This window comes from Novosphingobium sp. 550D (genome assembly GCF_057401885.1).
This window is the reverse complement of sequence record NZ_CM171613.1, coordinates 1,954,861-1,978,490: the sequence shown is the minus strand read 5'-3', so window position 1 is coordinate 1,978,490 and position 23,630 is coordinate 1,954,861. Positions and strand designations below refer to the sequence as shown.

Here is a 23,630-nt window from a genome sequence, read left to right as displayed (position 1 = left end):
ACCGGATCGCCTCTTTAAGGACGGGCGGACAAGCTACCCCGTCCCGGCGGCGAGGTGGATAATAGGCGGCGAAAGCCTTTAATCCAAGAATAGGATTTGTCGCCCTGCCCGCTGCCGTTCGCCTGCAACCGGGGTATTTGGGGGTATAATTGGGGGTACATCCCAAAATGGAAATGACGGGATTGCGCAAAACGGCCATTTTTTTACCATTTTTCGATCCCCTCATCCGCACCATGATTTCCCAAGGTTTCCCCCAATTTCCAGCATAGGCCAAAGCGCGAAACGCAGATTTGCGTTGCGCTGCTTGGCACGGTCACTTCTGCCTAGATCCACAATAGAAATGGCCGCCCAACCTTTCGGTTGAGCGGCCATCTTTGAAACAATCTGCTTCGCGTAATTCAGATCAGAAGCTGAAAGCAGCATCAATACCGAAGGTGCGCGGTGCGTTGTAGTTGGCATAGTCACCCAGCGAGGTGTTGGCACCGCTGCGGCGATAGATGTGCTGTTCGTTGAGCATGTTGCGAGCCCAGAGCGAGAGCGTCACCTTGCGCTTGTCCGCGCCCAGTTCCAGATCGGCCAGAGCCAGACGACCGTTCACGATGAAGCTCTTGTCGGTCATCAGCTGTTCGCTGACGAACGAGTGAACCGGATCGCTGTAGTTGCCATCGAGGTGCAGACGGATTTCCGCGCCATTGTGACCAACCGGACGGGTATAATCGGCCGACACCGAGAAGGCGTTCTTGGGCGTATAGAGGATGTACACCGGCTCATACACAGCAGCGGTCGTGCCATACTGCTGAACGTTCAGCGCTTCCTGCACCGTGTTACGCGCCAGCGGAACGTGGGTGTAGGTATAGGCATACGAAACGTTGGCGGTCAGGCCTTCCATCGGACGCACGGTCAGGTCGGCTTCCACGCCGCGGATGCGGGTGGTGCCCTGGGCGTTCACGGTTTCCAGCGTGTTACGCACGGTGCCGTTCGACTGCAGGATGAAGTAGTTGAAGTCGACCTGCGTGTTGGTGCGATCCATCATGTAGGCGGCAACGTTGAAGCGCACCTTGCGGTCGAAGAATTCCGACTTGAAGCCGACTTCATACGCCTTGACTTCTTCCGGACCGAACGAGCGATAGTTCAGCGAACGCGAGCTGGCGCCGCCAGCGCGATAGCCGGTCGAGAACTTGGCATAGACGTTAATGTCGCGGTTTGCCTGATAGGCCAGCACGACCAGCGGGTCGAAGCGGTTGTTTTCCTGGGCAAAGGTGAAGCTGGTGGCCGCACCATTGACGGTGAACAGGTTACCGTTCTTCTTGTCCTTGGTGTAACGACCGCCAACCGTCAGGTTCAGCGCGTCGGTGGCGTGGAAGGTCGTCTGACCGAACGCGGCATAGCTCTTGGCCCAGGCGATCGATGCGCGGGCAACGGTCGCCTGCAGATAGGTCGACGGATCGTTGATCGTGTAACCCGTCATCGTCGCGTTCCAACGGTTGGTGTTGGGCGTGCGGGCCGAGTCATTGGCGCGTTCGCTGAAATAGTACAGGCCGCCGACATAGTCGAACTTGCCCGCGCTACCCACCAGCTGCAGCTCCTGGCTGAACTGGCGCTGGTCGAGCCACGAGAGCGAGTAGCGGCTGAAGTTGGTGTTGGCACCCCAAACCGGGGTACGGTGCGCGCCGCCCGAGTTGTCCCACTGTTCATCGCTCACGGTGCGCCATGCGGTGATCGAACGCAGTTCAAGCGAAGGAGCAACCTTGTAGGCGATGCGCGAGGTGAAACCCTGCGAGATGTCGATGCTGGGCTTCTGGGGCACGCCGATGTCGGCGGTGTCCATGCGGCCGCGGCCATAGGTGATCAGCGACTTGCCGCTGCTGTCCTTGGGCAGAGTGGCCAGAGCGCTGGGGGCGATGGTCACGAGCTGGCTGTAGAACGGGGTGTTTTCGTCGCGCGACTTGTCATACGACAGGTCAACGGTCAGACCTTCGATCGGCTTCCAACGGGCAGTGATGCGGCCGCCGGCGCGGTGATACTGGTTGAAACCGGCCTGACCCGCCAGCGGGTTCTTCACGGTCGGATCCTGGTGCTGAAGCACGCCATCCAGCTTGATCGAGATGTTGTTGAATTCGGGCAGGTTGATGTGGGCCTGCGCGTTATAGGCGCCATAGTTGCCCACGCCACCGTTGATCGTGCCTTCGGCGCGGCCGGTGGGGGCCTTGATGACCATCGAAACGGCGCCGCCTTCGGTGTTACGGCCGAACAGCGTGCCCTGCGGGCCCTTGAGCACTTCGACGCGCTCCAGATCGTACAGGCTGGCGTTCAGGCCATGCTGACGGCCCAGATAGACGCCGTCGAGATAAATGCCGACGCCCTGTTCGCGGGCGGGCTGGTTGGCGTCGTCGGGAACGATACCGCGGATACCCACGGTCAGAGCCGACTGGCGCGCTTCAAAGGTCGAGATGCGCAGCGAGGGCACCGAACCGTCGGCCAGATCCATCAGGCTCTGAACGTGACGCTTCTTGATTTCGTCGGCGCTCATCACGGCGATGGCGATGGGCGTCTTTTGCAGGTTGGTTTCGCGCTTGGTTGCGGTCACCACGATGTCGGTCAGACCGCTGGTGGGCGCATCGGCGGCAGCGTCAGCAGCAGCATCGGCGGCATAAGCAGGAGCGGCGACGGCCAGCAGACTTGCCGCGGCGAGGAAACGAGAAGCAGAAAACATAAAACCCCCATCAGGTTGGCCAGTGGGAGAATGGGAGAATTCCCCATCCGGCCTAGGTATTCGGTGCTGTGTTGAGGCCGCCAATAGGTGGAGGGGGTTGCACTTTTTTGACGGGAATATGACAGAACCATGACATCGCAATGTGGTGCACAAATGACACACATGGCCATGTCATAAGATCGAAAATCACATACAATACAGTGATTTATTCAGCATTTCACAAGCAGACTTAAAACACCAAAACCCGGCCTTTCCGCCATTGTGACAGCGAAAATGACGGCGGACTCATCATTCCACCGGCGTTTCATCCGATATTTTGGCTCGCTATTGTGACACTCGCCCACCAAATTGGACGGGCGAGGCAGAGATTCCTCCCTGCCTCAACCTATCACGCCACCTGCGCCGAATCGTGCCGGATCGCGGCCTCAATGGCCTCGGGAATCGCTGGATCATCAATCGTGGGCGGACAGGTCCATGCCTCTCCATTGACGATCTTGCGCAAAAGATTGCGTAAAATCTTGCCCGACCGCGTTTTGGGCAAGGCACCGACAACATAGGCGGTCTTGAGCGCGGCCACCGCACCCAATTCTTCCCTGACTGCGGCAATCACCCGCATGGACAAGGATGTATCGGCATCAAACCCGGCGCGCGGCACGACAAAGGCAATGGGCACCATCCCCTTGATCGCATCATCCGCGCCGATCACCGCGCATTCGGCCACGCCATCTTGCGCTGCGACAATCTGCTCCATCTGGCCGGTGGAAAGGCGATGGCCCGCGACATTGATGATATCATCGGTGCGGCCCATAATATGGACAAAGCCGTCGGCATCGATAAAACCCGCATCGCCTGTTTCATACCAACCGGGGAAAGCGGCAAAGTTCTTTTCCCAACCCGCCTTGTTGTTCCACAGCGTGCGAAATGCTCCGGGCGGCAAGGGTTCGCGCACGGCGACAAAGCCTGAATGCCCGGCCTCCACCGGTTTTCCATCATCGCCCAGAATCGCAAATTCATAGCCCGGCACCGGAAAGCCCGCGCTGCCCGCCCGCCGCCGTGTGTCGCCCAGCGCATGACAGGTCGCCACGCCGGGCCAGCCCAGTTCCGTCTGCCACCAATGGTCGATCACCGGCAAGGCGCTATGCTCCTCCAGCCAGTGGATCGTGTCAGGATCGGCCCGTTCCCCGGCAAGGAAGACCGCCTCCAACGGCCCCGTGCCAATGTCGCGAAGGAAAGACGCCGAGGGGTCTTCCTTGCGGATGGCGCGGATGGCGGTGGGGGCGGTGAAGAAGATCTTGACCCCGTGGCGCTGGATCGTGCGCCAGAATGTGCCCGCGTCCGGCGTGCCCACCGGCTTGCCCTCGAACAGGACCGTCGTGGCCCCGACCAGCAGCGGGGCATAGACGATATAGGAATGGCCCACGACCCAGCCGACATCGCTGGCAGCCCAGAACACGTCCCCCGGCCCCACGCCGTAAATATTGGCCATGCTCCATGTGAGCGCAACCGCATGGCCGCCATTTTCGCGCACGACGCCCTTGGGGGTGCCGGTGGTGCCGCTGGTGTAAAGGATATAGAGCGGATCATCCGCCGCCATGACCGCGGGCGGCGGAACGGGATCGGCGCTTGTTTCCTCGATCATCGCGGCCCAATCCAGATCGCGCGGGGCGACAAGGTCGGCCTGCAAGGCTTCCCTCTGGAACAGCACCACATGGTCGGGCTGATGGGACGATGTGCGCAGCGCCTCGTCCACCATTGGCTTATAGGCGATCTTGCGCGCGCCCTCGATCCCGGCGCTGGCGGTCAGGATCAGGCGCGGGGTGGCGTCATCGATGCGTTTGGCCAGTTCGTGGGCGGCAAACCCGCCAAACACCACCGAATGCACCGCCCCCAACCGCGCACAGGCCAGCATGGCAAACAGCGTCTGGGGGATCATCGGCATATAGAGGATGACCCGGTCACCCTTTACCACGCCCAGCCGCGCCAGCATCGCGGCGACGCGGCCAACCTCCTGCGCCAGATCGGCATAGGTGTAGGTTTCGACAATATCGGTGACCGGGCTGTCATAGATGATCGCGGCCGTATCGCCCCGCCCGGCCGCGACATGGCGGTCAATCGCATTGACGGCGGTGTTCAGCGATCCATCGGGAAACCAGCCGCGCGCATCGTCCCATGCGCGCGACGGTTGTTCCATCCATTCAACAGCATCCGCTGCGCGGCCCCAAAAGAACTCGCGATTACCGATGCTTTCTTGCCAGGCAGAAGTATAGAGCTCGCTCATGACCATCCTCAATTTTATGATTTCTGGCCATGACTATCCCCTTATCGGAATGTTTTCGAAAGAACGACCAAAGTCGGATCGCCTTCGAAAGCTTCGGGGATAAAGCCCTTTTCGCGCTCGACCTCGATGGCGGCATGGTTGTCGCGGCTTTCGATCGAGATCACGCGGCGAACGCCCCGGCGCTCGGCCTCATTGCCCAACAGGCCCAGCATCGCCCAGCCCACGCCGCGCCCGCGATAATCGGCGCGCACCGATACGGCGACTTCGCCCGTATCCATCTTGCCGTCACAGGCCAGCAGGCCCGAGGCGACCAGTTCGCCCGTCGCATGATCAAAGGCGATGTAGCTTTCGCTGCGGAAATGGTCGGCGTGGAGCAGCGGATCGAGCTGATCATGGCTGACATGTTCGCCCGCGGCAAAAAAGCGGAAGCGGCGGTCCTGTTCGGACACCGAATCAAAGAAAGTCGTCAGCGCCGCCTCATCCCCTTCGGTCACGGGGCGCACGTCCAGAACCACGCCGTCGCGGGTGGTAAGCTGGTGGCTGATCGCGGAATCGGTGGTCATCGAAAGTCTCCTCAAAAGCAGGGATTGACGGGAGGCAGGATGAACGCGCCATTGGGCGCAAAAGAACAGTCGCGCCTTGATCTGGACCAAATAGGCCTGATCATGACGCGACTTTCAAGGGAGTAGGACTTAAGTATTATTCATCGATATTGCGGCGGAAAGTCTCGGGCAAAAAGAACAGGCCAAAGAAGAAGGTAGCCGCCGCCACCACCACGGGATACCAGAAACCGTGATAGATATCGCCATTGGCCGCCACCATGGCAAAACCGATGGCGGGCAACAGACCACCCAGCCAGCCATTGCCGATATGATAGGGCAAGGACATGGACGAATAGCGGATCCGGCTGGGGAAGAGTTCGACCAGCATGGCCGCGATCGGCCCGTAAACCATCGTCACCAACAGAACGAGATAGAACAGGATCACCACCACCAACGGCTTGTTGATCTGGTCCGGGTCGGCCTTGGTGGGATAGCCCACCTTGGTCAGTTCACCCACGACGGCGGGGGCATCATCCTTGGCCGGTTTGCCGACAAGGGCGGTGGTGAACGCAGCGATGGCCGCCTTCTTGTCCTCTCCGGACAGTTTGGCCGGATCGGGGGCGGAGATCGTGGTGTTGCCGATGGACACGCTGGCGATGGTGCCGGCGGGCGCTTCGACATTCTCGTAATTGATCGCCGCCTTGGCCAGGGCGTTTTTCACGATGTCGCAACTGGTGGTGTCAAACTTGTTGGCGCCAACAGGGTCAAATTGCGATGAACATTCGCCCGGATTGGCGGTTACCTTGACCGGCGCATTGGCCTGCGCATGGGCCAGCGCGGGATTGGCCGCTTCGGTCAAGGCGTGGAACACCGGGAACATGGTCAGCGCCGCCAGAGCGCAGCCCGTCAGGATGATCGGCTTGCGCCCGATCTTGTCCGACAACGATCCGAAGAAAAGAAAGAAAGGCGTGGCCAGAGCCAATGCGATGATGATCAGCGTATTGGCGGTCAGACCGTCAACCTTGAGCATCTTTTCAAGGAAATACATCGCATAAAGCTGGCCCGTGTACCAAACGACCGCCTGCCCCGCGATGGCGCCGAAGAAAGCGATCAGCACGATTTTCAGGTTCGACCACTTGCCAAACGCATCTTTCAGCGGGGCCTTCGACCCTGTTCCTTCCGACTTGATCTTTTGGAACACCGGGCTTTCATGCAGCTTCAAACGCAGCCAAAGGCCCAGCACGAGAAACAGCCCCGAAATCAGATAGGGCACGCGCCAGCCCCATTCCTTGAACGCTTCTTCGCCCACACCGGTGACGGGCGAACGCACGGTGATGACGATCAACAGCGCCATGGCCAGCCCCGCCGTCGCGGTGATCTGGATCCAGCTGGTGTAAAGGCCGCGCTTTCCGGCCGGGGCATGTTCGGCCACATAGGTCGCCGCCCCGCCATATTCGCCGCCCAGCGCCAGCCCCTGAAACATGCGCAGCACCACCAGCATGATCGGCGCGGCCACGCCCACCTGCTTATACGTGGGCAAACAGCCGACAAGGAAGGTCGAAAGCCCCATCACCGTCAGTGTGATGATAAACGTGTACCGACGCCCGAACAGATCGCCGATATGGCCAAACACCAGCGCGCCAAAAGGCCGCACGATGAACCCGGCTGCAAAAACCAGCAGCGCCATGATAAACGACGTGGTCTGGTTCAGGCCCGTCAGGAATTGCGCCGCAATGATCGCGGTCAGCAGGCCGTAAAGATAGAAATCATACCATTCAAACACCGTACCCAGCGAGCTGGCCGTGATGACCAGTTTTTCATCGTGGGTTGCCACATGATGTTTGGGCAATTTGCCCAGATCCTGTGCCGTCTCATGTAAAATTGACATGGCAGGCGCTCCCATAAGGGCTTTTGGCCCCGTTTTATGATTTGGATTAAATCAGAAATTATATCTCGCGGCAAATTCGATGCGGTCGATATTGCCTTTCTGGCCGCTGACAATTTCGCGCTGTCCGTGGCGATATTCGATGCCCAGATCCACCGCCCGCACCGGCGAGTAGAACAGATTGACCGCCCCCGACCACGCCCGCTTGTTATAGGCGGCAATCGCCGCCGGATTGAGCGAGGCATCATAATCGACCATCTGCATCGAACCGATGACATTGATGCGCAGAACCGGGCTGATCGCCACGCGGGCGGCGGCAAGGGCGGCAAAGACCCGCACATCGGCCAAACTGTTGCTGCCCGGCACATAGACCGCATCGGGGGCAAAATTCAGCCCGACATAGCGCCCGATATTCTGGCCATAGGTGGCCGAAAAACGCAGGTCGCTGGTCCGTTTTTCATTGAGCGCAATCCGCCCCGTCACCGATCCGCCAAAGCCCGGGCGGGTCACGCCCGAACCCGACACTTCGGTCCGCACCTGACGGCCCAATGCGGCGAAAGTGAACTCGCCGCGCCGCGTCGCGTAATTGAGGCGCGCGATGAAATCGGGCAGATGATCGCTGCCATTTTCCACCAGCGCCGCAGAACCGGCCGTCGCGGTCGCGCTCTCCGGATTTTCGACCGCGATATGCAGCGTGGCGGCGCGGCTCAAAGGTGTCGAATAACGCACCTGGGGCTGGCGGGCGAAAACCGTGCCTTCGGTCGCGCCGACAAAATCGGTCGATTCGGGCAGGACCGCGACATTCTGGAACGTCGTCCACTCCTGTCCAAAGGTCCATTTGTCGAATTGGACAAAAGCCCGGCGCAGCGCCAGCGTATAGCCATTGGTAGTGCGCTGGCTGCCCCCGCCCGCGACATTGGCGGCGGCGCTGGCAGTGGTTTGAAAATCGGTTTCCAGATAGCCGCGCAACGTGTGCCCGGCCACCGTCGTATCCAGATTGAACCACAGCCGCGTCTGTTTGGCGGAAAAATCGGTGTCGGTGCTGCCCCGGCTGGTGGGGGTCACCACCGGGATCGCCTGGGGCAGGTAAAAGTCGCGGCCCAGCGTGTTGGTGGCCACGGTCCCGCCGTCAAAATGGCTGTAATCAGCGTTGAACTTGATGAAGCCGCCGATGCGGATATGGCTCGACCCGACGCGCATGCCTTCGGGTTCGGGCTTCTTTTCGACGACGGCAACGCGCTCGCTGGTGGCCTTGAGTTGGGTGACGGCGCTCTGGGCGATCTGGGTGGCGGCGCTGGCCTGTGTGACGGCGGCGGCCACGGCCTCGCCCTGCTGCTGGCGCGAGGCGGCGGCATCGGCGCGCAACTGGCGCACTTCGGCCTCCAGCCTTTCCAGCCGCTCCATCAGCGCCGCCTGACGCGCAGTCAAAGCCGACGCCGCGCGGGCCATGGCAACGCCGGGTGCCAACAGCGACGATGCCGTGAGCAACAGTGCCATGGCACGCATCGGTGCGCGCGCATTCTGACGAAAAACCGTCATTGATCCTCTCCATCCTTCCGGCCATCCTTTTGCGCTGGACAGTCCGGACCGTGATGCAAAGATCACCGCGAAATGGCGCATGGCACCATCCCGACCAAGGTTTATTTATCCTCCCACGGTGTACGACCTTGGTAAGGGATACGACCTGCGCCATATTGACATAGTATTGGTCCAAAGAATGGGCTGCACGAGGGCCTCCCTCGGGTTACGTCCATCAGAACAAGTTTTGAGAGGAGTGCTGACGATGGGCGAAGCCATCTATCCCGTTCCCGCCGAGTGGGCCGAAAAGGCCCTTGTCGACGATGCGCGCTATACCGCCATGTATCAGCAATCGGTAAACGATCCCGACGCTTTCTGGGCCACCGAAGCCAAGCGCATCGACTGGATCAAGCCTTTTACCAAGGTGAAGAACACGTCCTATCATGCCGAAGATTTCGGCATCCGCTGGTTCGAGGATGGCACGCTCAATCTGTCGGCCAATGCGCTGGATCGCCATCTGGCGACGCGCGGCGATCAGATCGCCATCCTGTGGGAACCCGACAGCCCGGATGAAGCCGAGCGCCGCATCACCTATCGTGAACTCCACGAAATGGTCTGCCGCTTTGCCAATGTGCTGAAAGATCAGGGCGTCAATCGCGGCGACCGCGTGACGATCTATCTGCCTATGGTGCCCGAAGCGGCTGTGGCCATGCTGGCCTGCGCCCGCGTCGGGGCGATCCATTCGATCGTGTTCGCCGGTTTCAGCCCCGAAGCCCTGGCGGGCCGCGTTGAAGATTGCGGCAGCCGCATCGTCATCACCGCCGACGAAGGTCTGCGCGGAGGCAAGAAGGTTCCGCTGAAAAAGAACGTCGATGCAGCAACGGTCCATGCGCCGGGCATCGAAAAGGTCATCGTGCTGAAACGCACCGGGGGCGATGTGCCCATGGTGCCGGGCCGCGACATCGACTGGCACACGGCCTGCGCCGCCGCATCGCCCGACAACACGCCCGAAGAAATGAACGCCGAAGACCCGCTGTTCATCCTTTATACCTCCGGTTCGACCGGCAAGCCAAAAGGCGTGCTGCACACCACCGGCGGATACAGCGTGTGGGTTTCGGCCACGCATCAATATGTCTTCGATTATCGTCCGGGCCAGATTTACTGGTGCGCGGCGGACGTGGGTTGGGTAACGGGCCATTCGTACCTGATCTATGGCCCGCTGATCAACGGCGGCACCACGCTGATGTTCGAAGGCGTGCCCAACTATCCCGACCCCTCGCGCTTTTGGCAAGTGGTTGATAAATATCAGGTCGAGATCTTTTACGGTGCCCCCACCGCCCTGCGCGCGTTGATGCGCGAAGGCGATGAATGGGTGAAAAAGACCAGCCGCCAGTCGCTGCGCGTCCTTGGCTCGGTGGGCGAACCGATCAACCCCGAAGCCTGGGAATGGTATCACAAGGTCGTGGGCGAAGGGCGCTGCCCCATCGTCGACACCTGGTGGCAGACCGAAACGGGCGGGACGATGATCACCCCCCTGCCCGGCGCCACGGCGTTGAAGCCCGGCTCGGCCTCGCGTCCGTTCTTTGGGGTTCAGCCGCTGCTGCTCGACAATGACGGCACGGTGATGGAAGGCCCCGGCGACGGCTGCCTCGTGATCGCCGACTCTTGGCCGGGGCAAATGCGCGGCGTGTGGGGCGATGCGGATCGCTTCTTCCAGACCTATTTCACCACCTTTGCCGGTTATTACTTCACCGGCGACGGATGCCGCCGCGACGAGGACGGCTATTACTGGATCACCGGCCGCATCGACGATGTCATCAACGTCTCGGGCCACCGCATGGGCACGGCGGAAATCGAATCCGCGCTGGTCGCCCATGAAAAGGTGGCCGAGGCCGCCGTTGTCGGCATGCCGCATGAGATCAAGGGTCAGGGCATCTATGCCTATGTCACCTGCAACGCGGACGTCGAACCCGACGAGGCGCTGCGCAAGGAATTGGTCGCATGGGTGCGCCATGAAATCGGCCCCATCGCCACGCCCGACGTCATTCAGTTCGCACCGGGCCTGCCCAAAACCCGTTCGGGCAAGATCATGCGCCGCATCCTGCGCAAGATCGCGGAAAATGACGTCGGCAATCTGGGCGACACCAGCACGCTGGCCGACCCGTCGGTGGTTGATCACCTGTTGGCCAACCGCCCGCACATGGCCCATGCCTGATCGGCGGGCTTGAAAATCGAACCCTCTTTCACGCGGGGCCGCTGGCGAAAGCTGGCGGCCCCGTAGTTTTTGGCCGGTTCAGGGCTTGCCGCGATGGCGTGGGGGTCTATCATAAAGCGCAGAACCGACAGCCCATAAGACAAGGCGAGTCGGCAGCATCATTGCCCAAAGGCCCGATTGTAGTGACCCAGACTGTCCTGATTGCCGATGACCACCCGCTGTTCCGCCAGGCGCTCAGCCTCGCCGTCAACCGGATCCTGCCATCGGCGCGCATTATCGAGGCCGGAACATTGACCGCCGCCGCCAAGGCCGCCGCCGAGGCCAACAATCTGGCGCTGATCACGCTGGACCTGAAAATGCCCGGCGCGGTGGGTTATTCGGGCATTGCATTGCTGCACGCGGAAAAACCCGATGTGCCGATCCTCGTCGTTTCCAGCGCCGAAGGCACCGCCGCACCGCAGGAAGCCCGCGCCTTTGGTGCCATCGGTTTCCTGTCCAAAGACAGCGATCTGTCCACCATCGAGGCCAAGATTGCCGAAACGCTGGGCGCGGCGAAACCCGGCGCGCATGAAGATAACGGCGAACTCGACAACATCCGCCGTGAGGTCGCGGGCCTGACGCCGACGCAGTTGAAAGTGCTGCTGGCCGTTCTGAACGGACAATTGAACAAGCAGATCGCCCACAACCTTGGCATCGCAGAGGCCACCGTCAAGGCCCATATGACCGCCATCATGCGCAAGCTGGACGTGCGCAACCGGACACAGGCGGCCTTGGTGGCCCGGTCTTTGGGGCTGGATTTGAAGGCGGTTTGATCGGGGCAGTTTTTGCCTCCGGCGGGCGTTTGAAAGTGCCTCCGGCGGGCAAAGGGACTCGGTCCCTTTGCAATCCCGTTATGGGGTTGCGCCAAATTGGCGAAGGATGGAGTTTGCGTTGGGGTGTTTAAAGCCTGCGGCGCAGAGAATGCATCCTTGTCCGCGCCGCAGGCTTTCAAAATTCAAACGTTGCGTCGGACACAAAACGCCGAACCCTAGGTCGTAGGCTCATAAGCACGGAGCCAAAGGCGCATTGAGGCGAGCTTGACCATGGCAAGGAAGTTTTCGGCTAGCTTATCGTAGCGGGTGGCAACCCGGCGGAAGTGCTTGAGCTTGGAGAAGAAGCGCTCGATCAGGTTCCGCTCGCGATAGAGCCATGTGCTGAAATATGGTTTCGAGCGCCGGTTGGATTTTGGCGGGATATTGGCGAATGCCCCTTTCTCGCGGAGAGACAACCGGATGCGATCGGCATCGTAGGCCTTGTCCGCCAGAACGATTGTTCCGGCACCAACTTGATTGAGCAGATCGTCAGCGACTTGGCCGTCATGGCTTTGCCCTGCGGTCAGGCTCAGCCGGATCGGGAGGCCTTGCCCGTCGACGACCGCATGGATTTTGGTCGTGAGTCCGCCTCGGGAGCGACCGAGACAATGATCTCGATCCCCCTTTTTGCCGTCGCTGCCTGCTGGTGGGCGCTAACGGAAGTGCTGTCGATCATCTGAATGTCGCCGTCGTGGGCGGCGGTAATGGCGTCCATCATCCGATCCCACACTCCTGCTTTCCGCCATCTTACAAAGCGGTTGTAGCAGGTGGTGCGCGGGCCATAGCGCTCGGGCAGATCGCGCCAAGGCGCGCCGGACCGCAACACCCAGAAGATGCCGTTCAGCACGCGGCGGTCATCGACACGCGGCACACCTCGGGGCTTATTCGGTAACAGCGGTTCGATCACGCGCCACTCGAAGTCGGTCAGGTCATATCGGCTCATGCCGATGCTGAATCAGCTTTTGATCTGCAATGGAAGCCGTCATCATGCGGGAAAGGGAAAGTGGAGGTCACGTGCTGCAAAATCGAGAATGGCACAAGGTTGATGGGGCCTCGACGGAAGCGATCACCGCGCTCAAATCGCTTGCCCCGGTCGATCTTCCTGAGAGTTACTATTCGCTGCTGACATTTAGCAATGGTGGAGAAGGACCGCTAGCGGTTCAGCCGCTGTGGTTCCAGCTCTACCCCGCCGAAGAAGCCGCTCAGATTGAACGGGACGGGACTTTCCGAGAGTTTTTTGATGGTTTGTTCGTGATCGGCGGCAACGGCGGCGGCGAAGCCGTGGCATTCGACTTGCGAGAGAATGCGCCTCATCCCGTCGTCGCATTCGACATGACCAACATCGACCTGCAAGAAAGCGTCAGACCGATTGCGCCATCCTTTGACGCAGTGCTGGACTTGATCGGTCGGGAAAATCAGTGACCCAGTCCCTCGTTTATGAGTTTACGGCCTAGACACAACGCATACAGTAAAGGGAGCGCGAGAGGCTAGCCCCTGACATTAATTCCCCTTCTCAACCCCGGCCAAAAACCCTTCAATCCCCGCGACATTCGCGGGCTTGGCCATCATCACCACGCCCATTGCCACGGCGCGTTCACGGATCGCCGGATTGGTTTCCGCCGTAATCAACATGGCGGGCAAACCCGACCGCATCGCCCGCAGGCTTTCCACCACGCTCAACCCATCCTCGTCCGTGTCCAGCCGGTAATCGGCCAGCACCGCATCCACCGCCCCTTTGCGCAGGATCGCCCGCGCCGCATCGCCATCCTCGGCGGCATGGGGGTGATGGCCCAGCGCGGTCAGCAGCGCAGCGGTCGCCTCCACCGTCATCGGATCATTGTCCAGCACCAGAACGTCAAGCGCCCGAACATAGGCCGCAACGCTGCCGGGCACAGGCGCGGCCTGCGGCAGGCTCATCCGCACCGCATCCTGCGCGGCGGGCAGGGTCAGGCTGAACCGGCTGCCGCGCCCTACATTGGACGCAACCTCGATCCGCGCACCCAGCAACCGCGCGATCCGCCGCGACAGGGCAAGGCCCAGCCCCAGCCCCTCGGCCTCCACCTCACCAAGGCGGGTGAATTCGCCAAAAATCGCCTCGCGTTGTTGCGGGGGAATACCAACGCCGGTGTCGATCACATCGATGCGCAATTCATCGCCCTGCGCCCCGACCCGCCATCGCGCACCCACCAAAACCCCACCATCAAGCGTATAGCGCAGCGCATTGGTGATGAAATTCTGTAACAGCGAACGCAGCAGGCCCGGATCGGTGCGCAACACCATCGGCCTGACGCTCATCCGGGCCAGACGCAGTTCCAACCCCTTTTCCTGCGCCATGGGCCGAAAATTCTCGACCAGATCGCGCAGGAACGTTTCAACCAGCAAGGGTTCTGGCCGCGCCTGCACCCCGCCCGCATCCAGCTTGGAAATGTCGAGCAAGGCGCGCAGAAGATCCTCGGCCGCAACAATCGCATTGTCCACCCGCCCGACCAGCATCCGCGAATGATCCGGCACATCGCGCGCCAGCGCCGCCGTAAACAGGCGTGCGGCATGCAACGGCTGCAACAGATCATGGCTGGCCGCGGCCAGAAAGCGCGTCTTGTCCCGATCCGCCTGCGCCAGACGCTGGTTCGCCTCGGACAATTCATGGGTGCGTTCGGCCACACGGGTTTCCATGCCGGCCAGCGTGCGCTTCAATTCGGCGCGGACCTGCGCTTCGGCGGTAATGTCGATAAAGCTGGTGACATAGCCGCCGCCCGGCATGGGGCCACCCACCATCTTGATGACCTGACCATCGGCGCGGTGGCGTTCGAACGTATATTCCTGCGCCCGGCGCAAATGGCGCAGGCGCTTTTCCACCTCATGTTCGACATCGGTGCCCGCACCAAAATCGCCGCGCCGCGCATTGTGGCGGATCAGGTCGGCCACCGGCGCGCCGACATAGAGCAGCCCCACCGGATAATCGAACAATTGCTCATACCGCGTGTTCCACGCCACCAATTTCTGCTGACCATCGACGACGCTGATCCCCGCCTCGATATTTTCAAAGGTCGCGGCCAGCAATTGCCGCGAAAAGGTCAGCGACTGCCCACGTTCGTCCAGCAGGCGCGTCACGGCGGCAAGGCTCATCGTCCCCCCGGCCATCGCGCTGGCCACCAAGGCGCGGGCGCTGCTGGCGCCCACCACGGTGGCGATCAGTTTGCGCGCGCGCTGTGCCGAGCGGCGGTCAATGGCCATGCCGCGCCGCGCGTCGGCAAATTCATGTTCGGCCCGCTCATGTCCGATAAAACTGGCGGTCAGGTCTTTGAGGTCCGACAGGTCCGACACCTGCCTTTGCCACCCCATCAGCGATGGCAGCGGATTGCCCGCCCCGCGCCGCGCCGAGACCGCAAGAAACATGACCAGATTGGCCCCAAGCGACCACAGCACCCCGTGGACCAGCGGGCTGGCATGTCCAATGCCCAGCAGGCGCAGCGGATCAAACGGCCCCGCCGCCAACCACAGCCGCCACCCTTCGGGCATCACCGGCGGCAAGGCCAGCGTATAGAGCCAGATTACCAAGCCCGTCGCCAGACTGGCCCGTGCGGCCATGCCATCGCGATTGCCGCCAAACACCGCCAAAATCATATGCGGCGTAAATTGCGCCATCGCCGCAAAGGCCACCAGCCCGATCGAGGCCAGTGACTGGCGCGGCGAAACCATTTCGGCCCAGACCAGCGCCAGCGCAATGACGCCCACGATCGAGGCCCGCCGCACCAGCAGCATCCGCCGCCCCAGCACGCCGGCCTCGGCCCCCGCCCCGGTGCGCAGGACCGAGGGGAAGATGAGATCGTTGGACACCATCGCGGCCAGAGCGGTTGCATCGGTGATGACCATGGCGGCCGCCGCGCTGATCCCGCCGATCAGGGCAGCCGCCGCAATATGGCCATGGCCCGATGCCAGCGGCAGATAGAGCACATAGAAATCCGGCGCGACGCCCCGGCCCAGCGCGATGATCCCGGCCCATGCGATCGGCACGACCAACACCACCATGGCCAGAACATAGGCAACCACGCCCCAGCGTGCGCGCGGCAGATCGTCCACTTCACGCGCCTCGACCAGCGCCATATAGAATTGTCGCGGCAAGACGAGGATTGCGCAGGCCGAAATCAGGGCGATGACCCATGTTTCCAGCGAAATATCCTCGGCCCGGAAATGGCGGGCCAATTGCGCAAGACCATCGGCGGCGCGCGCCTCATCGGCCTGTATCACAATGCCGATGGCCAGCGCCGCCACCAGAAACAGCGCGAGAAGCTTGATCCCCGATTCCAGCGCGATGGCGTAAACCATGCCTTCGGAACGCCCCGCACGCTCAAATCGCCGCGCGCCGAACAGGATCGCAAACAGCGCCAGCAACCCCGCCGCCGCCAGCATGGTCGGACCGACCACCGTATCATCCTTGCCCGTAATGATGGCCACCGCCGTCCCGATGGAGCGCAATTGCAGCGCCATATAGGGGACGCTGCCCGCCAGAGCGATGATCGTGACCAGCCGCGCCACCACCACGTCATGGCCGAAACGCGCAGCGATAAAGTCCGAGGGCGTCGTCGCCTGTGTTTCGCGCAAGGTTTGGGACAAGCGCCGCAAGAAACCCGGCGCCAGCGCCAGCAAACCAATCGGCGCCAGATAAATGGGCAGAAAATTCCACCCCTCGCGCACCACGCTGCCCACCGCGCCATAGATGGTCCAACTGGAGCAATAGACCCCCAGCGCCAGCGTATAGGCGCCCAGACGCAGGTTCTTGAGGCGCCGCCGCCCACGCGGCAATTCGCTATAGGCCTCGGCAACGGCCGCCACGGCAAACAGCAGGCCGATCCAGCCCAAGGCAAACAGCGCCGCCGTACCCAATCCCATGCTCAATCCCCTTGTCAGCAGGGGATTAAACCAATCGGATGGGCATGGCAAAGATCGACTTTATGCGCGGGTTTCAGGCGGCCTGTGTCCATTCCAGCGCGCTGGCGATGGCGGCGAGGAATTGGTCCGTCGCATTTCCCCATGTAAAGCGAGCGCCAAATTCCGCCGCCCCGTCTCGCGACATGGTCAAAGCGCGCGACACCGCCGCGCCCAAGTCTTCGTCCAGCGCGGCCACCGGCTGATCGGCAACCTGTCCCTCGCCCCGGCCATCCAGTCCCAGAATGTCGAGCGGCCCGGCCACCGGATAGGCCGCCACCGGCACGCCGCAGGCCAGAGCCTCGATAATCACCAGACCGAATGTGTCGGTGCGGCTGGGAAAGACAAAACAATCCGCCGCGCGATAGGCCGATGCCAGCGCCGCGCCGCTTCTTGCGCCAAGGAAATGCACATCGGGATAGCGACGCTGCATTTCGGCCAATGCAGGCCCGTCGCCCACCACGACCTTGCTGCCCGGTGTATTAAGTTCGCAAAAGGCCTCAAGGTTCTTTTCCGGGGCGACGCGCCCGACATTGAGCAGGATCGGGCGCGGCAGATCGGCCATTTCGGGCAGGATCGGACCTGTAGGCGTAAATTGCGCATGGTCGATCCCTCGGCTCCACCGCCGGGTCTGATGCAACCCGCGCGCGGCCAGTTCGACATCAAGGCTGGGCGTGGCGACCATGATCGCCCGCGAGGCGCCATGAAAGCGCTGCATCACCGGCCAGAACCATTCCGCCGACAACCCCGAACGCAGCGCCAGATATTCGGGAAAACGCGTGTGAAAGGCGCTGGTATAAGGCACGCCGCGCGAACGGCACCAACCGCGCGCGGCCCAACCGATCGGCCCTTCGGTGGCGATATGGACGATGTCGGGACGATATTCGTCCAGCATCCGGCGCGCATTGAAACGCGGCGCGACGGCCAAACGGATCTGGGCATAGCCGGGCATGGGCAGGGTCAGGAAACGGTCAGGCGTGATCATCTCGACCATGGCCCCGCGCGCGCGCAGATGTTCAACCGTGGCGTTCAATGTGCGCACCACACCATTGACCTGTGGAAACCAGGCGTCGCTGGCGATAGCGATTTTGGGGCATTCGTTCATGCCGGAACCGCCACCGGATCGACATCAACGGGCGCGGGCGCGCGTTCGGCGGCATTTTTCTTCAATTCAGCCAGCCAGTCGATGATGCTCATCTGACCCGCGAAATCTTCGACCAGCGCGGTGCAGCTTTCAACCCAATCGCCATCGTTGTAATAGGTGACGGCGCCGAACTGGCGGATTTCGGCGGAATGGATGTGGCCGCACACCACGCCGTCAACGCCACGCTCGGCGGCGGCATGGGCGACGGCTTCCTCATAGCGGCCGATGAACTGGACCGCGTTCTTAACCCGTTTTTTCAGGTAAGCTGAGAGCGACCAATAAGGCAGATGCATTTTGCGCCGCACCGCGTTGAACGCCGTGTTCACCCGCAACATCAGCTCATATGCCTTGTCGCCAAGGAAGGCGAGCCAGCGATGGTAAAGAACGATGGCATCAAACGCATCGCCATGCACCACCAGCAACCGCCGCCCATCGGCCGTTGTGTGGACCGCATCGAGCAGCAATTCCACCCCGCCAAAGGTCAGGCCGGCATAGGGGCGCAGCATCTCGTCATGATTGCCGCAGATAAAGACGACCCGCGTGCCGCGATGCGCCATCTTCAGAATGCGCCGCAGCACTTCATTATGTGCATCGGGCCAATACCAGCCCTTTTTCAGCCGCCAGCCATCGATGATGTCGCCCACCAGATAGAGCGTTTCGGTCTCGATGGAACGCAGGAAAGACACCAGCATATCCGCGTTGCAGCCCCGCGTGCCCAGATGCACGTCGGAAATCCACACCGTGCGATAGCGCCGCTTTGGACGCAGCCCCTTGGGGTCGGGCGTTTCGGGCAGGTCAAGCCACGAGGCGATCCCACCCTTGGCCGAAACCGGCATGGCGCCATCTTCGCCGAACAGAAAGGCATGCTGGGCCGGATCAAGCCCCGAAGCAAAAGCGGCGCGCGCCATGGCAAACCCCCGATAAAACCCGATACGCGCGGGTTACATCAGGGAAATTGCATCGCCATGACGCGGCCAAGTCAAATCTGTGACAAAACCGGCCCTATGGCAGGTCGCTTACCGATTCCACGCTCAACCGGTGGGGGGTCAGGCCCATCATCTCGGCCAGGATTTTGAGATCCTTGGCGCTGGCGTCGGTGTAGAGCGGCGCCATGGCGTGAGTCGTGGCCAAGACCAGCTTGCGCCCCGAAATGCTGAGCGAAGATGCCTCCAGCACCTCACCCGCCCCGGCGCAGAACCGGCGGGCAAGGCGCGTGGCCATGCCCCAGATCACCGCCTCTCGCAAATCCTGCAAAGGCGCCAGACGGGGCAATTCGGTTGGGATATCGGCCTGCCCGCTATTGGCCAGCACGGCCATGGCGATCATCGCGCGCCCCGCCTCATCCACGCCCAGCCAGCGTTTGCGCAGCGCCCATTGCGCGGCCTGTTCGGCGCGCAGGTTCGGTTCGGAACGCAAGGAAGCCAGCGCCAGCATCACCGCCGCGCGGCGCAGATTGTCCGGCCCGTCATAACCCAGCCGCCCGGTCCAGCGCGCCACCAGTTCGGCCGCCGAGGACAGGCCCGGCTGCTGCATTTCGACAAAGGCGGAAACCCCGGCCAGCAGCGGGTCCTGCGAGGCCGTCTTTTGCCCCATGGCCCCCGCCAAAAGACCTTCACGCAGGCCCCAGCCCGAAAAGATCACCCGCGAAGGGTGCAATTCCTTGACCAATTGGCCCAGCAAAGCCCCCGCATCGGGCAGGCTGGTCAGGCGCGAACCCGATACACCGCTGATCGGGGTCAGCGACACGCCGCGCGCGGTCTTGGCCTGAAGCGCGCGCACCGCCGAGAGCACTTCTTCGGGCGAGAGTTCATAGGCATGGGGGTCGTCAATCGGCCAATCGGCCTGAACCATCGCAAATCGGGCAAAGGCGCGCAGCGAACCGCCGACCAGATAGAGGACCTGCCCCGAATGGGCGTCCCAATCCTTGCCCTTCAACATGCGATGGATGCGGCGGCCGAATTTATCGCTGCCCTCGGCCCGCATCGCGGCCAGACGCAATGTGCCCAGCGGCAACGAGATGCCATGGGTACAGCGACCACCGCCATGGGCATCGCCCTCAATATCGATCAGTTCGAGCGAGCCGCCGCCCAGATCCGCCACAATCCCGCAGGCCCCCGGAAAGGCCGACAGCACGCCGCGCGCGCTGGCCACGGCCTCTTCTTCACCCGAAAGCAGGCGCGGCGACAAACCAAGCGCGGCCACCTGTTCCAGAAATTCGCCGCCATTGGCCGCATCACGGGCCGCCGCCGTCGCCACGGTTTGCACATCGGTGACATTGCGCAATTTCAGGATGATCGCGAAACGCGCCAAAGCCGCCAGCGCAGATGCCATGCCCTTGGTCGACAGGACGCCGCTTTCCGCCACGCCCTTGCCCAATCGCGCCGTCACCTTTTCATTGAACAGCACAACGGGCGTGCGCGGCGGGCCGCCATAAATGACCATGCGCACCGTGTTCGAACCGATGTCGATGATGGCGCGCTGGTCCTGCGCGGCGGGAAAGCTGGTGGGAAGGCGGATCATAAGTTTCCGTTTTACGCCCGGCCCCGACGCAGCGCGAGTTTGGGCACTTTACGTCCCGAACCCAGCGATGCCCCGCGCCCGGAAAGCGAAGGATTGGTCATGAAATAACGATGCGCGTTAAAGGGTTGTTCCCCCAGTTCAGCGCGTTTGTAGCGCCCGTCAGCGCCCAGCAGCCAGCTTTGTTCGCTGTCCAGAAGATTGGCCATCATCACCTGATCGAGCACCTGATCATGCACGGTCTTGTTGCGGATCGGCACCAGCACCTCGACGCGGCGGTCAAGGTTGCGGCTCATGCCGTCGGCGCTGGAGATAAACACGCGCGCGCGCGGATTGGGCAAGGCCGCCCCGCCCGCAAAGGCCCAGACACGGGTATGTTCGAGGAACCGCCCGATGATCGATTTGACCGTGATATTTTCCGACAGGCCCGGAATGCCGGGGCGCAGACAGCAAATGCCGCGCACGACCAATCGCACCTCAACCCCCGCACAACTGGCCTCATACAGCCGGTCAATGAGTTGGCTGTCGGTCAGCGAGTTGAGCTTGCCCCAGATTTGCGCCGGCTTGCCTGCCTTGGCGTTGGCGATCTCGCGCTCGATGCTGCCATAAAGGCGTTCTCGCAAGGACACCGGCGCCACGGCCAGCAACGCGGTGCGGCGCGGTTCGACATAGCCGGTGATGAAGTTGAAGATCTGGTTCGCATCGCGGCCAATCGCCTGATCCGCCGTGAAATATGACAGATCGGTATAGATGCGCGCGGTGATCGGGTGATAATTGCCCGTGCCAAAGTGGCAATAGGTGCGATAGGCGTCGGCCCCTTCGCTGTCCTTTTCGCTGCGCACGACCATGCTGATCTTGGCGTGGGTTTTCCAGTCCACAAAGCCATAGATCACCTGAACCCCGGCATTTTCCAACTGGCTGGCCCAATGCAGGTTCTGTTCTTCGTCAAAACGGGCTTTGAGCTCCACGACCGCCGTGACGGATTTGCCCGCCTCGGCGGCGGCGCAAAGGGCGTTGATGATCGAGGACTGCTTGCCCGCGCGGTACAGCGTCTGCTTGATCGCCACCACATCGGGGTCGGCGGCGGCCTGACGCAGGAAGTCGATGACGACTTCGAAACTCTCATACGGGTGGTGGACCACCAGATCTTTTTCACGGATGGCCGAGAAAATATCGCCATCATGTTCAAGGATGCGCTCGGGATAGCGTGGAGAATAAGGCGCGAATTTCAGCTCGGGCCGCTTTTCGTCCACAATGGCCGACAGGCCTGCCATGTCGATGGGCCCATGGCTGCGGATGATGATCGCATGGTCCAGCCGCAATTGATCGCGCAGCAATTGCTCGGCCTCGGGCAGGAAATCGCCCTGAAGTTGCAGCATGATGACGCTGCCCCGGCGGCGGCGCTGGATGGCGGTGCGGAAATAACGCACCAGATCCTCGGCATCTTCCTCGATTTCGATGTCGCTGTCGCGCAGCACGCGGAACACGCCGTGGCCCAAGACTTCGAAACCGGGGAACAGGCTTTCCGCGTTCAACCAGATGACATCGGCAATCGAGACATAGGCCGCTTCACCATCACCGGGAATGCGGACATAGCGCGGCAAGGCAGCCGGGATCAGCACCATTTCCATGACCTGCGCGCCGTCGGCAATCCGCGTCAGGCTCATCATCACGCCCATGCCGCCATTGGTGACAAAGGGGAACGGGTGAGCCGGGTCGATGGCCTGCGGCGTGATCACCGGCAGGATGCGGTCCAGGAAATAATCGCGCAGCCAGCGCGCCTGAACCGGATCGAGCGCACGCCCCGCGCGGTCGCCCACAACAAAGATGCCCTCGCCCTCCAGCGCCTCGCGCAGTTCGAGCCAGATGTCCTGCTGCATCGATTCAAGGCGCATCACCTCGTCGCGGATCGCGGCCAATTGCTGCGGCGGGGCAAGTCCGTCAATCGACACTTCGGCAATATGGCGGCGCACCTGTCCGGCGAGACCCGCGACGCGCACCATCAGGAATTCGTCCAGATTGTTGCCCGAAATCGACAGGAAACGCAGCCGCTCCAGCAACGGATATTCCAGCCGCCGGGCTTCCTCCAGAACGCGTTGGTTAAAGGTCAGCCACGAAAGCTCGCGGTTGAAAAAGCGGTCGGGAATGGCCTTGATCGTCGCCAGATCGTTGCTGACGGCGGGGGCTTCGGCGTTACTGGCGGCAAGAGCGTCCATGATATTCCTCGACAAGGGGGGCAGGCACGGGCCCGCCCTCCTGACATAAGGTTACACTAGAATGACAGCACGGGGCCGCAAGGGCAAATTGCCAAAACAATCCGGCCCAGATCAACCACGTCCGCGATAGGATGCGACGCCCTGATCGGGCACCCACAGACCTTCGGGCGCAGGGCCCGATTGCCAGAACACATCGATGGGGATGCCCCCGCGCGGATACCAGTAACCGCCGATGCGCAGCCATTTCGGACGCATTTCATCGAACAACTTTTGCCCGATACCCACGGTCACATCCTCGTGAAAACCGGCGTGGTTGCGGAACGAGCCGAGGAACAGTTTAAGCGACTTGCTCTCCACAATCGTTTGATCGGGAGCGTAATCGATGACGATATGGGCAAAGTCAGGCTGGCCGGTTACCGGGCACAGGGACGTGAATTCGGGCGCGGCAAAACGCGTCAGATACAGGCTGCCAACCCGAGGATTGGGCACATAATCCAGCACCGCCTCGTCCGGAGAAGCCGGAAGGCCGGTGTTCTGGCCAAGGAATTTGGGGGCAAGCGGCGCGCCGCCAGAAGAAGTGTCGGGATTGCTCATGCCCTCTCCCATGCCACCACCGCGCCTGCGAAACAAGCGTCGCGATGAGGTCAAAAAGCCCTGCCACGCCCCCCACCTCCATCGAACCGTCACCGCAAGATTAAGGAAAAACCACAACCAGATAGGTGCAAGTCACAACTAGGATTACCCCGCCCCCCGGTTTATTCCTGCGTCACGTTTAGGGAGTGATGCCCGCTCGATGCGCAAGGTTTTCGGAAAATTGGGTTTTGA

At 61.8% G+C, this 23,630-nt stretch carries 16 protein-coding genes; 3 read left to right on the top strand and 13 right to left on the bottom strand.

What is annotated here, in order from left to right; all coding sequences use genetic code 11:
- Positions 1 to 222: 222 nt before the first annotated feature.
- From AC2S2E_RS09285 to AC2S2E_RS09260, 6 genes are all read right to left on the bottom strand, one after another.
- Positions 223 to 423: a hypothetical protein gene (locus tag AC2S2E_RS09285; RefSeq protein ID WP_486522088.1), complete on the bottom strand. Its 201-nt coding sequence runs from the start codon at positions 421 to 423 to the stop codon at positions 223 to 225.
- Positions 404 to 2,713: a TonB-dependent receptor gene (locus AC2S2E_RS09280; RefSeq protein WP_486522087.1), complete on the bottom strand. Its 2,310-nt coding sequence runs from the start codon at positions 2,711 to 2,713 to the stop codon at positions 404 to 406. Before AC2S2E_RS09280 ends, AC2S2E_RS09285 begins: the two co-directional genes overlap by 20 nt.
- 388 nt (positions 2,714 to 3,101) lie before the next feature.
- Entirely contained in the window at positions 3,102 to 4,991 is a 1,890-nt protein-coding gene (locus AC2S2E_RS09275; RefSeq protein ID WP_486522086.1) for an AMP-binding protein, read from the bottom strand.
- A gap of 41 nt (positions 4,992 to 5,032) precedes the next feature.
- Positions 5,033 to 5,554, bottom strand: a complete 522-nt coding sequence (locus AC2S2E_RS09270) for a GNAT family N-acetyltransferase (RefSeq protein WP_486522085.1) — start codon at positions 5,552 to 5,554, stop codon at positions 5,033 to 5,035.
- A gap of 136 nt (positions 5,555 to 5,690) precedes the next feature.
- Entirely contained in the window at positions 5,691 to 7,421 is a 1,731-nt protein-coding gene (locus tag AC2S2E_RS09265; RefSeq protein ID WP_486522084.1) for an MFS transporter, read from the bottom strand.
- Positions 7,422 to 7,472: 51 nt separating this feature from the next.
- Complete coding sequence (locus AC2S2E_RS09260; RefSeq protein WP_486522083.1) at positions 7,473 to 8,957, bottom strand: DcaP family trimeric outer membrane transporter; 1,485 nt, start codon at positions 8,955 to 8,957, stop codon at positions 7,473 to 7,475.
- A 244-nt stretch (positions 8,958 to 9,201) separates the two neighbouring features.
- Here AC2S2E_RS09260 and acs point away from each other — a divergent pair, with 244 nt between their 5' ends.
- Together acs and AC2S2E_RS09250 are read left to right on the top strand one after the other, a co-directional pair.
- Entirely contained in the window at positions 9,202 to 11,151 is a 1,950-nt protein-coding gene (gene acs, locus AC2S2E_RS09255; protein ID WP_486522082.1) for an acetate--CoA ligase, read from the top strand.
- A 182-nt stretch (positions 11,152 to 11,333) separates the two neighbouring features.
- A complete protein-coding gene (locus AC2S2E_RS09250; RefSeq protein WP_486522081.1) occupies positions 11,334 to 11,963 on the top strand; it encodes a LuxR C-terminal-related transcriptional regulator in 630 nt (209 codons plus the stop codon).
- A 215-nt stretch (positions 11,964 to 12,178) separates the two neighbouring features.
- Here the strand turns inward: AC2S2E_RS09250 and AC2S2E_RS09245 are convergent.
- Positions 12,179 to 12,945, bottom strand: a protein-coding gene (locus AC2S2E_RS09245; RefSeq protein ID WP_486522080.1) for an IS5 family transposase whose coding sequence is annotated in 2 segments (ribosomal slippage) — positions 12,179 to 12,633 and positions 12,633 to 12,945 — 768 coding nt in all. Because the reading frame shifts where the segments join, the coding sequence is not laid out codon by codon here.
- A 29-nt stretch (positions 12,946 to 12,974) separates the two neighbouring features.
- Here AC2S2E_RS09245 and AC2S2E_RS09240 point away from each other — a divergent pair.
- Positions 12,975 to 13,424: an SMI1/KNR4 family protein gene (locus AC2S2E_RS09240; protein ID WP_486522079.1), complete on the top strand. Its 450-nt coding sequence runs from the start codon at positions 12,975 to 12,977 to the stop codon at positions 13,422 to 13,424.
- A gap of 78 nt (positions 13,425 to 13,502) precedes the next feature.
- On the opposite strand, the gene AC2S2E_RS09235 is transcribed toward AC2S2E_RS09240, so the two are convergent.
- The 6 genes from AC2S2E_RS09235 to queF all read right to left on the bottom strand — a co-directional run bounded on the left by AC2S2E_RS09235 (position 13,503) and on the right by queF (position 23,399).
- A complete protein-coding gene (locus AC2S2E_RS09235; RefSeq protein ID WP_486522078.1) occupies positions 13,503 to 16,892 on the bottom strand; it encodes a PAS-domain containing protein in 3,390 nt (1,129 codons plus the stop codon).
- A 73-nt stretch (positions 16,893 to 16,965) separates the two neighbouring features.
- Positions 16,966 to 18,033 carry a glycosyltransferase family 4 protein gene (locus AC2S2E_RS09230; RefSeq protein ID WP_486522077.1) on the bottom strand — a complete coding sequence of 356 codons (1,068 nt, stop codon included), beginning with the start codon at positions 18,031 to 18,033 and terminating at the stop codon, positions 16,966 to 16,968.
- A complete protein-coding gene (locus AC2S2E_RS09225; RefSeq protein WP_486524577.1) occupies positions 18,030 to 18,908 on the bottom strand; it encodes a UDP-2,3-diacylglucosamine diphosphatase in 879 nt (292 codons plus the stop codon). The genes AC2S2E_RS09230 and AC2S2E_RS09225 overlap by 4 nt, the downstream gene beginning before the upstream one ends.
- A gap of 166 nt (positions 18,909 to 19,074) precedes the next feature.
- Positions 19,075 to 20,592, bottom strand: coding sequence for a Ppx/GppA phosphatase family protein (locus tag AC2S2E_RS09220; protein ID WP_486522076.1), 1,518 nt, complete (start codon positions 20,590 to 20,592; stop codon positions 19,075 to 19,077).
- Positions 20,593 to 20,603: 11 nt separating this feature from the next.
- Positions 20,604 to 22,805 carry an RNA degradosome polyphosphate kinase gene (locus AC2S2E_RS09215; RefSeq protein ID WP_486522075.1) on the bottom strand — a complete coding sequence of 734 codons (2,202 nt, stop codon included), beginning with the start codon at positions 22,803 to 22,805 and terminating at the stop codon, positions 20,604 to 20,606.
- A 111-nt stretch (positions 22,806 to 22,916) separates the two neighbouring features.
- Positions 22,917 to 23,399 (bottom strand): preQ(1) synthase, encoded by a 483-nt coding sequence (gene queF / locus AC2S2E_RS09210; RefSeq protein ID WP_476102765.1) that lies wholly within the window; start codon positions 23,397 to 23,399, stop codon positions 22,917 to 22,919.
- Between the last annotated feature and the right edge of the window lie 231 nt (positions 23,400 to 23,630).

Excerpts from the sequence above, each read along its gene's own strand:
- AC2S2E_RS09285 (WP_486522088.1), bottom strand. The coding sequence starts at position 423 with ATGCTGCTTTCAGCTTCTGATCTGAATTACGCGAAGCAGATTGTTTCA.
- AC2S2E_RS09280 (WP_486522087.1), bottom strand. The coding sequence starts at position 2,713 with ATGTTTTCTGCTTCTCGTTTCCTCGCCGCGGCAAGTCTGCTGGCCGTC.
- AC2S2E_RS09275 (WP_486522086.1), bottom strand. The coding sequence starts at position 4,991 with ATGAGCGAGCTCTATACTTCTGCCTGGCAAGAAAGCATCGGTAATCGC.
- AC2S2E_RS09270 (WP_486522085.1), bottom strand. The coding sequence starts at position 5,554 with ATGACCACCGATTCCGCGATCAGCCACCAGCTTACCACCCGCGACGGC.
- AC2S2E_RS09265 (WP_486522084.1), bottom strand. The coding sequence starts at position 7,421 with ATGTCAATTTTACATGAGACGGCACAGGATCTGGGCAAATTGCCCAAA.
- AC2S2E_RS09260 (WP_486522083.1), bottom strand. The coding sequence starts at position 8,957 with ATGACGGTTTTTCGTCAGAATGCGCGCGCACCGATGCGTGCCATGGCA.
- acs (WP_486522082.1), top strand. The coding sequence starts at position 9,202 with ATGGGCGAAGCCATCTATCCCGTTCCCGCCGAGTGGGCCGAAAAGGCC.
- AC2S2E_RS09240 (WP_486522079.1), top strand. The coding sequence starts at position 12,975 with ATGGAAGCCGTCATCATGCGGGAAAGGGAAAGTGGAGGTCACGTGCTG.
- AC2S2E_RS09235 (WP_486522078.1), bottom strand. The coding sequence starts at position 16,892 with ATGGGATTGGGTACGGCGGCGCTGTTTGCCTTGGGCTGGATCGGCCTG.
- AC2S2E_RS09230 (WP_486522077.1), bottom strand. The coding sequence starts at position 18,033 with ATGAACGAATGCCCCAAAATCGCTATCGCCAGCGACGCCTGGTTTCCA.
- AC2S2E_RS09225 (WP_486524577.1), bottom strand. The coding sequence starts at position 18,908 with ATGCCGGTTTCGGCCAAGGGTGGGATCGCCTCGTGGCTTGACCTGCCC.
- AC2S2E_RS09220 (WP_486522076.1), bottom strand. The coding sequence starts at position 20,592 with ATGATCCGCCTTCCCACCAGCTTTCCCGCCGCGCAGGACCAGCGCGCC.
- AC2S2E_RS09215 (WP_486522075.1), bottom strand. The coding sequence starts at position 22,805 with ATGGACGCTCTTGCCGCCAGTAACGCCGAAGCCCCCGCCGTCAGCAAC.
- queF (WP_476102765.1), bottom strand. The coding sequence starts at position 23,399 with ATGAGCAATCCCGACACTTCTTCTGGCGGCGCGCCGCTTGCCCCCAAA.